Origin of the sequence: Enterobacter genomosp. O (assembly GCF_001022965.1) — a bacterium.
In the GTDB taxonomy this organism is placed as follows: Bacteria; Pseudomonadota; Gammaproteobacteria; order Enterobacterales; family Enterobacteriaceae; genus Enterobacter; species Enterobacter cloacae_L.
The window spans coordinates 492,439-505,512 of the sequence record NZ_LECZ01000023.1 but is presented as its reverse complement, the minus strand read 5'-3'; the positions used below and the strand labels follow the sequence as shown (position 1 = coordinate 505,512).

Annotated in this window: 15 protein-coding genes; 8 read left to right on the top strand and 7 right to left on the bottom strand. The window is 53.9% G+C overall.

The features are described from left to right. Positions 1-298: 298 nt before the first annotated feature. A complete protein-coding gene (gene gmhB / locus ABR39_RS07660) occupies positions 299-865 on the bottom strand; it encodes a D-glycero-beta-D-manno-heptose 1,7-bisphosphate 7-phosphatase (RefSeq protein WP_047346432.1) in 567 nt (188 codons plus the stop codon). Positions 866-1,053: 188 nt separating this feature from the next. Between gmhB and metN the strand changes: the two genes are divergently transcribed. From metN to proS, 6 genes are all read left to right on the top strand, one after another. Then, entirely contained in the window at positions 1,054-2,085 is a 1,032-nt protein-coding gene (gene metN, locus ABR39_RS07655; RefSeq protein WP_047346431.1) for a methionine ABC transporter ATP-binding protein MetN, read from the top strand. After that, positions 2,078-2,731, top strand: coding sequence for a methionine ABC transporter permease MetI (locus ABR39_RS07650; protein WP_008501881.1), 654 nt, complete (start codon positions 2,078-2,080; stop codon positions 2,729-2,731). The genes metN and ABR39_RS07650 overlap by 8 nt, the downstream gene beginning before the upstream one ends. Positions 2,732-2,771: 40 nt before the next feature. Then, entirely contained in the window at positions 2,772-3,587 is an 816-nt protein-coding gene (gene metQ / locus ABR39_RS07645) for a methionine ABC transporter substrate-binding lipoprotein MetQ (protein ID WP_014168729.1), read from the top strand. 106 nt (positions 3,588-3,693) lie between these two features. Further along, positions 3,694-4,098 (top strand): Rcs stress response system protein RcsF, encoded by a 405-nt coding sequence (gene rcsF, locus ABR39_RS07640; protein WP_047346430.1) that lies wholly within the window; start codon positions 3,694-3,696, stop codon positions 4,096-4,098. Beyond that, positions 4,095-4,802 (top strand): tRNA (N6-threonylcarbamoyladenosine(37)-N6)-methyltransferase TrmO, encoded by a 708-nt coding sequence (gene tsaA, locus ABR39_RS07635; RefSeq protein ID WP_047346429.1) that lies wholly within the window; start codon positions 4,095-4,097, stop codon positions 4,800-4,802. Before rcsF ends, tsaA begins: the two co-directional genes overlap by 4 nt. 112 nt (positions 4,803-4,914) lie before the next feature. Next, entirely contained in the window at positions 4,915-6,633 is a 1,719-nt protein-coding gene (gene proS, locus ABR39_RS07630; protein WP_047346428.1) for a proline--tRNA ligase, read from the top strand. Positions 6,634-6,680: 47 nt separating this feature from the next. Here proS and nlpE read toward each other — a convergent pair whose 3' ends face one another. From nlpE to ABR39_RS07615, 3 genes are read right to left on the bottom strand one after another with little or no spacing between them, the layout of a single operon-like run. After that, a complete protein-coding gene (gene nlpE / locus ABR39_RS07625; RefSeq protein WP_047346427.1) occupies positions 6,681-7,379 on the bottom strand; it encodes an envelope stress response activation lipoprotein NlpE in 699 nt (232 codons plus the stop codon). A gap of 34 nt (positions 7,380-7,413) precedes the next feature. Next, on the bottom strand, positions 7,414-7,836 hold the full coding sequence (gene arfB / locus ABR39_RS07620) for an alternative ribosome rescue aminoacyl-tRNA hydrolase ArfB (protein ID WP_032649720.1): 423 nt from the start codon (positions 7,834-7,836) through the stop codon (positions 7,414-7,416). Further along, positions 7,833-8,378, bottom strand: a complete 546-nt coding sequence (locus ABR39_RS07615) for a YaeQ family protein (protein ID WP_047346426.1) — start codon at positions 8,376-8,378, stop codon at positions 7,833-7,835. Before ABR39_RS07615 ends, arfB begins: the two co-directional genes overlap by 4 nt. 196 nt (positions 8,379-8,574) lie before the next feature. Between ABR39_RS07615 and ABR39_RS24130 the strand changes: the two genes are divergently transcribed. After that, positions 8,575-8,775 carry a YaeP family protein gene (locus ABR39_RS24130; RefSeq protein WP_032667327.1) on the top strand — a complete coding sequence of 67 codons (201 nt, stop codon included), beginning with the start codon at positions 8,575-8,577 and terminating at the stop codon, positions 8,773-8,775. Next, positions 8,762-9,022 (top strand): Rho-binding antiterminator, encoded by a 261-nt coding sequence (gene rof / locus ABR39_RS07610; protein WP_047346425.1) that lies wholly within the window; start codon positions 8,762-8,764, stop codon positions 9,020-9,022. The genes ABR39_RS24130 and rof overlap by 14 nt, the downstream gene beginning before the upstream one ends. A gap of 28 nt (positions 9,023-9,050) precedes the next feature. Here the strand turns inward: rof and tilS are convergent, their stop codons facing one another. The 3 genes from tilS to ABR39_RS07595 form a co-directional block, all read right to left on the bottom strand. Then, positions 9,051-10,340 carry a tRNA lysidine(34) synthetase TilS gene (gene tilS / locus ABR39_RS07605; RefSeq protein ID WP_047346424.1) on the bottom strand — a complete coding sequence of 430 codons (1,290 nt, stop codon included), beginning with the start codon at positions 10,338-10,340 and terminating at the stop codon, positions 9,051-9,053. A gap of 58 nt (positions 10,341-10,398) precedes the next feature. Then, positions 10,399-10,788: a VOC family protein gene (locus ABR39_RS07600; protein ID WP_047346423.1), complete on the bottom strand. Its 390-nt coding sequence runs from the start codon at positions 10,786-10,788 to the stop codon at positions 10,399-10,401. 65 nt (positions 10,789-10,853) lie between these two features. Further along, the gene (locus ABR39_RS07595; RefSeq protein ID WP_047346422.1) at positions 10,854-12,986 is read right to left on the bottom strand and encodes a lysine decarboxylase LdcC; all 2,133 of its coding nucleotides are present in this window, start codon (positions 12,984-12,986) and stop codon (positions 10,854-10,856) included. Positions 12,987-13,074: the final 88 nt, after the last annotated feature.

Genomic DNA, 13,074 nt, shown 5'->3' with positions numbered 1-13,074 from the left:
TTGTCCGAAGACATTAAGAATCCATGTCACTTTGAGTGCCCACACAGATTGTCTGATAAATTGTTAAAGAGCAGTGCAACGCGGCTTTCGCTCACCGTTGCGAGGTGGCGTATATTACGCTTTCCTCTTTCAGAGTCAACCCGTTATTTCAGGATTTTTTCTCTTCAACCGAACCGCTTGTTGTGTGAAGTGATTCACATCCGCCGTGTCGATGGAGGCGCATTATAGGGGGCCGCCGAGGAATGACAAGCGGAAAAATGCATTTTTATTTCAACCGCTCACATTTCCACCAAAAAGGCTATTTTTGGTGCTTTTTAATCTCTTTTGGCAGTTCGGCCAGACTATTAATCACCCAATCCGCTGCATTTTCTGCTTCTGGCGTCACTGGCTTGCCGGTGCGAACTAATATTTTAGTTCCTACACCCGCTGCCGCTGCCGCCTGCATATCTTCCAGTTTATCGCCCACCATATAAGAGGCAGCCATATCAATGTGCAGGAACTCCTGTGCAGAGATGAACATTCCCGGATGCGGCTTACGGCAATCACAGATCTGACGATACTCTTCTACTGTTCCCTGTGGGTGGTGCGGACAATAATAGATACCATCGAGATCCACACCGCGATCGGCCAGCGACCAGTCCATCCATTCCGTCAGCGTCTCAAACTGCGCTTCGGTGAATTTGCCGCGTGCAATACCGGACTGGTTCGTCACCACCACCAGCGCATACCCCATCTCTTTCAGCTGGCGCATGGCATCTATTGCGCCTTCGATAAACTCGAACTCATCAATCTCATGGACATAACCGTGATCCACATTAATAGTGCCGTCACGATCGAGAAAAATTGCGGGTACTGAATTTGCCACCGGTTTGCTCCTGAAAAAGGCATGTTCGGCTAGTATCTCATGAATCGCAGCGCAATAAAGTGCTCATCGTACAGAGTTGGATTGATTTAGACGTCTGGATGCCTTAACATCCGTTTTGTTTACGGTCATCACCCGTATCTGGCAGAACAAAATGCCACGGCTAACTTACATACGATAAAAATAATCTAATGATTAAACTTTCCAATATCACCAAAGTGTTCCAGCAGGGGAACCGAACCATTCAGGCGCTGAACAACGTCAGCCTGCATGTTCCTGCTGGTCAAATTTATGGCGTCATTGGCGCATCGGGTGCAGGTAAAAGCACGCTGATCCGTTGTGTTAACCTGCTTGAGCGCCCAACCCAGGGCAGCGTAGAAGTTGGCGGACAAGAACTTACCGCCCTTTCAGAGAAAGAACTCACCAAAGCGCGTCGTCAGATTGGCATGATCTTCCAGCACTTTAATCTGCTGGCCTCCCGCACCGTGTTCGGCAACGTTGCCCTACCGCTTGAGCTGGATAACACGCCGAAAGAAGAAGTGAAGCGTCGCGTTACCGAACTGCTCGACCTTGTCGGTCTGGGCGACAAACATGATAGCTACCCGGCAAATCTGTCCGGTGGGCAAAAACAGCGTGTGGCCATTGCCCGCGCGCTGGCAAGCAATCCTAAGGTACTGCTGTGCGATGAAGCCACCAGCGCGTTAGACCCGGCCACCACGCGTTCTATTCTGGAACTGCTGAAAGACATTAATCGTCGCCTGGGCCTGACGATCCTCCTTATTACGCACGAGATGGATGTGGTGAAACGCATCTGCGACTGCGTGGCGGTCATCAGCAACGGTGAGCTGATTGAGCAGGACACGGTAAGTGAAGTGTTCTCGCACCCGAAAACTCCGCTGGCGCAGCAGTTCATCCAGTCCACGCTGCATCTGGATATTCCGGAAGATTATCTGGAACGTCTGAAAAATGAACCAACGGCAGACAGCGTCCCGATGCTGCGCATGGAGTTTACCGGTCAGTCCGTTGATGCTCCCCTGCTTTCCGAGACCGCGCGCCGATTTAACGTAAACAACAATATCATCAGCGCGCAGATGGATTACGCCGGCGGCGTGAAGTTCGGCATCATGCTGACGGAAATGCACGGCACACAAGAAGAAACCCAGGCAGCCATTGCCTGGCTGCAAGAACATCACGTAAAAGTAGAGGTACTGGGTTATGTCTGAGCCGATGATATGGCTGCTGGTTCGCGGCGTTTGGGAAACGCTGGCAATGACCTTTGTCTCTGGTTTCTTTGGTTTTGTGATTGGCCTGCCGGTCGGCGTCTTGCTGTACGTGACGCGTCCGGGTCAAATCATTGAGAACGCGAAGCTGTACCGTACGCTTTCTGCGCTGGTAAACATCTTCCGTTCTATCCCGTTCATTATTCTGCTGGTGTGGATGATTCCGTTTACCCGCGTCATCGTCGGAACGTCAATTGGACTGCAGGCGGCTATCGTTCCGCTGACCGTGGGCGCCGCGCCGTTTATCGCCCGTATGGTGGAAAACGCCCTGCTGGAAATCCCGACAGGTCTGATTGAAGCCTCCCGCGCAATGGGCGCAACGCCGATGCAGATCGTACGCAAAGTTCTGCTTCCTGAAGCACTGCCAGGCCTAGTGAACGCGGCAACCATTACGCTTATCACCCTGGTGGGGTATTCCGCGATGGGCGGTGCCGTCGGTGCCGGCGGTTTAGGTCAGATTGGTTACCAGTACGGCTATATTGGATATAACGCTACCGTGATGAATACCGTTCTGGTATTGCTGGTTGTTCTGGTTTACTTAATCCAGTTCTCTGGCGATCGCATCGTCCGGGCTGTTACTCACAAATAACGTTACACACAACACAAACTCTACGAGTTAAGGATAAAACATGGCGTTTAAATTAAAGACCTTTGCAGCAGTAGGCGCGCTGATCGGCTCTCTGGCACTGGTGGGTTGCGGTCAGGACGAAAAAGATCCAAACCACATTAAAGTGGGCGTTATCGTGGGTGCAGAACAACAGGTTGCTGAAGTCGCTCAGAAAGTGGCAAAAGAGAAGTATGGCCTGGACGTTGAGCTGGTAACCTTCAACGATTACGTTCTGCCGAACGAAGCGCTGAGCAAAGGCGATATCGACGCTAACGCTTTCCAGCATAAGCCTTACCTGGATCAGCAGATCAAAGACCGCGGCTATAAGCTGGTTGGCGTGGGTAACACCTTCGTTTATCCGATTGCCGGTTACTCTAAGAAAATTAAATCACTGGACGAGCTGCAGCCGGGCTCTCAGGTTGCCGTCCCTAACGACCCAACCAACCTCGGTCGCTCCCTGCTGCTGCTGCAGAAAGTGGGTCTGATCAAACTGAAAGACGGTGTTGGCCTGCTGCCAACCGTTCTGGACGTCACCGAGAACCCGAAAAATCTGAAAATTGTTGAACTGGAAGCACCACAGCTGCCGCGTTCCCTGGACGATGCACAGATTGCCCTGGCCGTTATCAACACGACTTACGCCAGCCAGATCGGCCTGACACCAGCCAAAGACGGTATCTTCGTTGAAGATAAAGACTCCCCGTACGTTAACCTGATCGTGACTCGCGAAGACAACAAAGACGCGGAAAACGTGAAGAAATTCGTGCAGGCCTATCAGTCTGACGAAGTTTACCAGGAAGCCAACAAAGTGTTTAACGGCGGCGCTGTTAAAGGCTGGTAATCTCACCTCAGTGTAATATCATCAAGACGGGCTTATGCCCGTCTTGTCATTTGTGCAGTCAACTGATTCAATATCTGACGTTTTGATTATCCATTGAGGAAATATTATGCGTGCTTTACCGATCTGTCTTTTAGCACTCATGCTGAGCGGCTGTTCTATGCTAAGCAGATCTCCCGCTGAACCTGTTCAAAGCACGGCAACCCCGCCAAAAACAGAGCCTGCAAAACCGAAAGTGGTGCGCTCTGCGCCGGTTCGCATTATCACGAAAGCGGACGAACTCGTCGGCAAACCGTTCCGTGAACTGGGCGAAGTGAGCGGCGATTCCTGTCAGGCGACCAATCAGGACTCACCACCCAATATCCCGACAGCGCGTAAACGTATGCAGATTAATGCCGCAAAAATGAAAGCCAACGCGGTCCTGCTGCACAGCTGCGAAGTCACCAGCGGCACGCCAGGCTGCTACCGTCAGGCGGTTTGCATCGGTTCGGCGCTGAACATTACGGCGAAATGAGTGCATTTCAGTTCGAGCAGATAGGCGTTATCCACTCTCCTTATAAAGAGAAGTTCGCCGTACCTCGCCAGCCTGGTCTTGTCACCAGCGGCAGCGGCGAGCTTCACCTGATAGCGCCTTACAATCAGGCCGATGCAGTACGCGGGCTCGAGGCTTTCAGCCATTTATGGGTAGTGTTCGTGTTTCACCAGACGATGGAAGGCGGCTGGCGTCCTACAGTACGTCCTCCTCGTCTTGGCGGAAATGCCAGAATGGGCGTGTTTGCGACTCGCTCAACCTTCCGTCCAAACCCGATTGGAATGTCGCTGGTTGAGCTGAAAGGGATACGTTGCCAGAAAGATCGGGTGATACTGGAGTTAGGTAGCCTGGACCTGGTCGACGGCACGCCGGTTATCGACATCAAACCCTATTTGCCCTTCGCCGAAGCACTCCCGGACGCGCGCGCCAGTTACGCTCAGGACGCACCGCAGGCGGACATGCCTGTCTATTTTACGCCTGAGATTGCCTCGCAGCTCAGCCTGCTCGAGAAACGCTACCCTCGTTTGCGGAATTTCATCACCGAAGTTCTGGCGCAGGACCCCCGTCCGGCCTACCGTAAAGAAGAGGAAACAGGAAAAACATACGCCGTCTGGCTGCTCGATTTTAACGTTCGCTGGCGCGTCACTGGGGCAGGTTTTGAAGTGTTTGCCCTTGAACCCAGGTAATTTTGTTCTCCTCTCTTTTGGCATCTTTGCCACACTGGTAAACTAAACCACTTTTTTTGTGTCAGGCTGGTGTTTCAGCCTGTTCCAATCGTCGAAATGGAACCGTAACAACATGCGTACTAGCCAATATCTGCTCTCCACTCTGAAGGAGACGCCTGCCGACGCCGAAGTGATCAGCCATCAGCTGATGCTGCGCGCCGGGATGATCCGCAAGCTGGCCTCCGGGTTATATACCTGGCTGCCGACCGGCGTGCGCGTCCTGAAAAAAGTCGAAAACATCGTGCGTGAAGAGATGAACAACGCCGGTGCTATCGAGGTGTCCATGCCTGTGGTTCAGCCCGCTGACCTGTGGCAGGAGAGTGGCCGCTGGGAGCAATATGGTCCTGAACTGCTGCGCTTCGTCGATCGCGGCGAGCGTCCGTTCGTTCTCGGCCCAACGCATGAAGAAGTCATTACCGACCTGATTCGTAATGAGCTGAGCTCTTACAAACAGCTGCCGCTGAACTTCTTCCAGATCCAGACCAAGTTCCGTGACGAAGTGCGCCCGCGTTTCGGCGTCATGCGCTCTCGCGAATTCCTGATGAAAGATGCTTACTCTTTCCATACCTCTCAGGAATCCCTGCAAGAGACCTACGACAAAATGTACGAGGCATACAGCAAAATCTTCTCCCGCATGGGTCTGGATTTCCGTGCTGTGCAGGCTGATACCGGCTCCATCGGCGGTAGCGCGTCCCATGAATTCCAGGTGCTGGCACAGAGCGGCGAAGACGATGTGATCTTCTCTGACTCCTCTGACTACGCGGCGAACATCGAATTTGCAGAAGCGCTGGCGCCAAAAGAACCACGCGGCGCGGCAACGCAAGAGATGACGCTGGTTGATACGCCAAACGCGAAAACCATCGCCGAGCTGGTTGAGCAGTTCAACCTGCCTGTCGAAAAAACCGTTAAAACGCTGCTGGTGAAATCCACTGAAGGTAGCGCTTACCCGCTGGTTGCCCTGCTGGTGCGTGGCGATCACGAGCTGAACGAAGTGAAAGCAGAGAAGCTGCCGCAGGTTGCCAGCCCGCTGACATTCGCAACGGAAGCGGAAATTCGTGCCGTGGTAAATGCAGGCCCAGGCTCGCTGGGTCCGGTGAATATGCCGGTTCCTGTTGTCATTGACCGCACGGTTGCCGCAATGAGCGACTTCTCCGCCGGTGCAAACATCGACGGTAAACATTACTTCGGCATTAACTGGGATCGCGACGTGGCGACTCCTGAAGTGGCAGACATCCGTAACGTGGTCGCAGGCGATCCAAGCCCGGACGGCCAGGGTACCCTGATGATTAAGCGCGGTATCGAAGTGGGTCACATCTTCCAGCTGGGTGATAAATACTCTCGTGCGCTGAACGCCGCTGTTCAGGGTGAAGATGGCCGTAACCAAATCCTGACCATGGGTTGCTACGGTATCGGGGTGACGCGCGTGGTGGCTGCAGCAATTGAGCAGAACTACGACGAACGCGGCATCGTCTGGCCGGACAATATCGCGCCGTTCCAGGTTGCGATCCTGCCAATGAACATGCACAAGTCTTACCGCGTCCAGGAGCTGGCCGAGAAGCTGTATGCCGAGCTGCGCGCGCAGGGTATCGAAGTGCTGATGGACGATCGTAAAGAGCGTCCGGGCGTGATGTTTGCCGATATGGAACTGATCGGTATCCCGCACACCGTCGTTATTGGCGACCGCAACCTCGATAGCGATGAGATTGAATACAAGTATCGTCGCAGCGGCGAAAAACAGATGATCAAGACCGGCGACATTCTTGATTACCTGCTGAAAGCCATCAAAGGCTAAACAAAAAACCCCGCTCAGGCGGGGTTTTTTAATGGGTAATCGTCAGCTTATTTACTGTTACAGTCTTTGCCTGCAACGAATTTCGCATCTTTATCTGCCACCAGCGTTTTCACCATCTCTCCGCTATCCGGGTTTGGCTCCAGCGTAAAGTGACCGTCAACCGTCAGCAATACCGGCTTGCTGTCATTGCCGCGCGCAACCGCGTAATCACGCTCCAGCTGCGCATTGTTTGCTACGCTGACTTTCCTGCCGGTTGCGCAGTCGGTAAAGATCGCCGCATCGGCCATATAGAAATACATTCCCCGCATTGCCATTGGCGTGGCAGGCAGAGCCGCTTTTACCGGCGCAAGCGTGTAGTTGAACTGAGATTCAATCGGATTGCCTTCGCGGTCAAGCATCTCCATTCCCTCGCCTTTGGCGCGGAAAAAGGTTTTCTCACCGGCGGTATCCGTCAGAACCAGCTTCTCAGCCGTACGCGCCCATGTCCCGTAAGTCGCAAATGACGAGGGTTCTTTAGCGCCCTGATAGCGCTGATTCATAACCCAGGTTCCGTCTTTTTGCAGGAACAGCGACGTTTCGATGCCTTCACAGTCTGCACAAGGCAATACGCCGCGCCAGCTCTGCTGCATTGGCTTTAACTCTTCATTCTGCGCGGGCTGCATAACCTGTGTTTCAGAACGGTTGTTACACCCGAAAAGCGCAAACAGCGTACTCACTGCCAGCGCTGAAAATAATGCTTTTTTCACAATGAATTCCTTATGAAAATTGTGTTCCCTTTCGTCACTCTGTCGGGCGACGAACTTTACCGCGTAGTGCTTTCACTGTGGATTTTTGAGCCTTCGAGGACAGCCGACGCTCTTTCGATGCGCGGGTTGGCCGCGTTGCCCGGCGGCTTTTTTGTACTGCCGTTAACTCTTTGATGACCGCCACCAGCCTGGCTATCGCCGCTTCCCGGTTTAACTCCTGGCTGCGGTATTCCTGAGCTTTAATCACAATCACGCCATCGCTGGTGATAAGGTGATGACTGGCGGCGAGCAGGCTTTCTTTATAATACTCTGGCAGGCTTGAGGCCCGAATGTCAAAACGCAAATGGATAGCCGTGGAAGCCTTGTTGACGTGCTGTCCGCCTGCCCCCTGAGCCCGAATAGCGGTGATCTCCAGCTCATTGTCAGGAATGCTGACGTTTCGGGACAAGACGATCATGACGCGGGTTGCCACGCCGTCAAATGAATTTCCAGATTATTCTGAGAATCAGAGAGCCAGATTGCACCGTCCTGAATCGTCGCCTGCAACACCATGGTCCGGACGGCAAACTCGCTCAACTGCGCCAGCTGCTCATCATCCAGATACCAGACCGTGAGATTTTTAAACTGTCCGCACTTGCTCTTGCTTTGCTGCCACCAGATCTCCGCAGCGCGCTGATTATACGCGAATAAGGCCACTTCAGCGGACTGGGTGCAAGCCTTCTTAATCCTGCGCTCGTCCGGCAGACCGAGTTCAATCCACAAATCGATACCCAGATGATCGTTGCGCAGCCAGGCTTCAGGCTCGTCTTCTGCGCTTAACCCACGAGTAAATTGCAGACGCTCGTCGGCGTACTTTATCCACGCCAGCAGGCGCAGCATCATGCGCTCCTGGGTTTCAGAGGGGTGGCGTGCCAGAGTAAGCGACGCATCCAGGAACTGGTTGCGATCAAGATCGGCCACATTGACCACTGCTTTATAGATTGTCGCTTTCAGCGCCATGAGAGAACTCCATTCGAATCAAGCGCCCATTGTAGCGAAAACAGCGGCAAAAGGCTGTTACGGGGTGTTAAATACACCGCTATCAAGGCTCTGATATTGCTTAAATGAGTATGGTATAGTCACCTTGCTAAACCGAGTTTATCTTCGTAGGCTTAATGGTATCTCACAGTAAGTCAGTGCGCTGGCGGGAGGGGATGTGAATAATTATTGTGAGTTAATTCGCAAACGGTATGCGGAAATCGCCAGCGGAGATCTGGGGTATGTCCCGGACGCGCTGGGCTGTGTATTGAAAGTGCTTAATGAAGTGGCCTCCGATGAGGGCCTTTCAGAGTCGGTCAGGGAAAAAGCAGCGTATGCTGCGGCGAATTTACTGGTGAGCGATTATGTCGATGAATGAAACTTATCAACCCATCAATTGTGATGACTATGACAACCTCGAACTCGCCTGCCAGCATCACTTAATACTGACGCTGGAGCTAAAAGATGGCGAAGTGTTGAAAGGGAAAGCCAGCGATCTGGTTTCACGTAAGAATGTGGAATATCTGATAGTGGAAGATGCCGGTGCAACGCGTGAGCTGCGTCTGGATAAAATTGCCAGCTTCAGCCACCCGCAAATCGGCACCGTCGTGGTGAGTGAATCCTGATGACACCAACGGGCAGCCAGGCTGCCCGTTACGCTTTCTGCCACTCAAAACTGACACCCTCTTCCGACCATCCCTCTTCCGTGATGAAAACACCCGCAGCAGCAATCAACGTTTCACCGTAAAACAGTATCGGCGTGGTGTCGCGCAGCCACGGCGGCACGTTACTCTCCTGCCATATTTTCTTCAGCTTGCGTCCCCCCTTACGCCCGACGATATGCAACATACCGCCAGCCTTAAAGCGTACGGTTACCGGCTCACCGGGCTTCGGCAGCCGCACATGACCAGACGGTATGAGCGAGACACGCCCTGCCTCACAGGGCAATACCAGCGGTGCGTCAGGAGAAAACCAGTCGAGCACTACATCCGTCAGTGAAGGAGTGGATTTTATCCACCAGAGTTCCCCTTTATAGCGTCTTACGTCAAAGCCGTTCAGGTGTACGCACGGGGAAGCGTCATCCCGCGCCAGTGCGACTTCATCCCAGATGCGGCTCAGCATCGCCCGCGACGGCATCGCTGCGTGATGAGAGGCCAGCCAGCGTCGTAACAGTGCGGCGCGACGTACCGGGCTCATCCCTTTCAGCGGTGCAATCGCCAGCGCCCCGTCGTCAGAAATCAGTTCAGCCAGCTCTTCACTCAGCAACTCATCCAGCAACGATTCCTGTTCGGCGCACAGCGTGGCGCTTCGTGCTGTCGCCTCGGCAAAATGCGGCCAGCGCTCGCTCAGCAGCGGGAGGACGCGCAGACGCAGGAAGTTACGGTCGTAGCTGTCATCCTGGTTGCTCTCATCTTCAATCCAGTTCAGCTGATGTTCTCGCGCCCACTCTTCCAGCGACGCACGCGTCTCGCCAAGCAGCGGACGCAGTAATGTTGTGCCGGCAAACTCAGAGCGCTCAGGCATGGCAGAAAGCCCCGCCGGCCCGCTGCCCCGCTTAAGCGCCAGCAAAAACGTTTCGCACTGGTCATCCAGATGCTGGGCCGTCACCAGCACTTCGCCGGGCTGCAATGCGCCGGTAAAAGCGGCATAGCGGGCTTTACGCGCCTGCGCCTCGATGCCCAACCCTTCATCCACAAGCGTGACGCGCTCCACGAGGAGCGGGATCGCCCAGGCCGCACACAGAGCTTCGCAGTGCGCCACCCACTCCTCTGCATGAGGACTTAATCCGTGATGAATATGCATAGCCCGAAGCTGGACGTCCGGTTCCCGATCGCGCCAGAGTTTAAGTCGATGGAGCAGAACGGTAGAATCCAGGCCACCGCTAAACCCCACCAGCATCTGGCGGTACGGTGAAACGGCTTGCGCGATAGCGGGTAAGGTCATAGGAAATTACACATAAAAAATGCCCGAACTGAGCGGGCATTATCACACAGGACAAACATTACTGCTGGTAAAGCTCCAGCGGCAGGCCGTCCGGGTCGTTGAAAAAGGTAAAACGCTTGTCGGTAAACGGATCGACACGGATCGGTTCGCACGTTACGCCGTGAGACTCCAGATGTTTTACCGCGCTATCCAGGTCATCAACGCTGAAGGCAAGATGGCGCAGCCCACAGGCTTCCGGACGGGACGGACGCGCAGGCGGAAAAGGAAAAGAGAAAAGTTCAATCACATATTGCCCGTTTAGCGCGAGATCCCCCTTCCAGGAGTCACGCTCCTCGCGGTACGCCTCGCTCAACAGCGTAAAGCCAAGGATGTCGCAGTAGAAGGCCTTACTTTTCGCGTAATCGGTCGCAATGATCGCAATATGATGAACAGCTTTTAAACCCAGCATAGCTTCTCCTTTTTATGATGCCTGAACGTTACAACCGAAAACCCGCACCTTGCAAGCGGTCACCCTTATTTTAGGACTCGCACCCAGTAAACGCCGTTCTCATCGCGCTTCGCACCGTGAATATCCGTCTCAAAACCGGGATAGTGCCGCCCTATCGAACAGAGCATCAGCAGAAAATCGAGCACGGCCCGACTCTCTTCGGTAATCATCTCTCCCGGCATCAGGAGCGGTACGCCCGGCGGGTAAGGCAGGATCATATTGGCCGATACGCGTCCGACCAGATTTTCCAGTTCGACGGTTTCGACCTCCCCTTTCACCTGGCGCTGCCACGCCTTGTGCGGGGTAAACTTCATCTCCGGTAACACATCGAATGCCTGCAGCATCAGACGCGGCAGATCGTGCTGGCGGATCAGCCTGTGGATGCCCTGGGCCAGATCCTGAATGCGCATATTGCGATAAAAGTCAGGATCTTCCGCGTAGAGATCCGGCAGCATGTTCTTCACCCGCAGGTTGAGATCGTAGGCGCGCTTAAACTCCATCAGGCCGCGCAACAACCCCATCGCCCGGGTTTTATCAATACCAATACTGAACAGGAACAGCAGGTTATAGGGGCCGGTTTTTTCTACCACCACACCCCGTTCATCAAGGAATTTCGCGACCAGCGCAGCCGGAATACCTTCTTCACTCATCTTGCCCTGTTCATCCATGCCCGGCGTCAGGATTGTCACTTTTACCGGGTCGAGGAACATATGGTCGCTGTCGGCATCCCGGAAGCCATGCCAGCCTTCCCCGGGCGAAACCGGCCAGCACTCCGCTTCATCAATCTCTTCCGGCTGCCAGATATCAAAGAACCAGCCGTCGGCTTCATCTTTCAGCCGCTGAACCTCTTTACGGAAATGTAGCGCCCGCTCCACCGAACGGTTGATGAGGCGTTTACCCGGATTGCCGCGCAGCATCGCCGCGGCCGTTTCAATGGAGGCCACCAGCGGATAGCTCGGTGAGGTAGTGGTATGCATCATAAAGGCTTCGTTAAAGGTCTCTTCGTCGTACTCGCCTTTGATGTGAATAAGCGAAGCCTGGGAAAACGCGGCCAACATTTTGTGCGTCGACTGCGTTTCGAAGAACACTTTACCCGGCACGCGTTCACCGCTCATGCCGCTTTTACCCGCGTAAATCGGGTGGAAGTTGGTGTACGGCACCCACGCGGAATCAAAATGGATAGACGGCACGTCCAGCGTTTCTTTAATCCAGTTAGTGTTGTACAGCAGACCGTCATAGGTTGAGTTGGTGATCACCGCATGGACAGGCCAGCCTGCACCGGGCACTGCCGCGACCTTACTTTCAATGGCTTGATGCGTGAACTCCCGGCGCGGAATACCACCAAGAATGCCGAGCGCGTTACGTGTGGGTGACAGCCAGAGCGGTACGACGTCGCTCATCATAAGCAGGTGAGCCAGCGATTTATGGCAGTTACGGTCAATCAGCAGGGTACTGCCGGCAGGTGCAGCATACATCCCGACGATTTTGTTTGAGGTTGAGGTGCCGTTGGTCACCATATAGCTCTGCTCGGCACCAAAGGTGCGGGCGATATACTCTTCGGCTTCGAGGTGCGGGCCGGTGTGGTCGAGCAGAGAGCCTAGCTCAGTGACCGAAATTGACACGTCCGCCTTCAGCGTGTTTCCGCCAAAGAAATCATAGAACAGGCAGCCCACCGGACTTTTTTGGTAGGCCGTCCCCGCCATATGCCCAGGCGTACAGAAGGTATATTTGCCCTCCTTCACGTAGGTGAAGAGCGCGCGGGTAAACGGCGGGGTAATGTTATCGAGATATTCACCGGTATATTGCTGAATTCGGGTCGCAATATCTTCCGCCACACCAAGCGAGTATTCAAAGAACCACAGCGCCATACGCATATCGTTGGCGCTGACGTCCATGGTCGAGTGGGTATTAATAAACGCGTACAGCGGGAGATATTCGTTCAGCTTGTTGATATCGCTGCACAGTTCGAGGTCATATTCATCCCAGTCGAAAATCACGCCGCAGATACGCGGATTATGCTCGATGAACTTCAGCAGGTCGGCGCTGTTGTGCGGCCAGATTAGCTGATACCCGCGCGACTGCAGGGATTGCTCCAGCTCCTTAATCGGCTCATCTTTATAAAAGACGCCGTGCGGCCCCATAATGGCAATGATATTCATGGGCTTCCTCCTTAAAAAACATTAGCTAAGCATAGTCCGGCTAAACCGCAGGTATAAAAAAAGCCGCAACAATGTGCGGCTTTTCAGA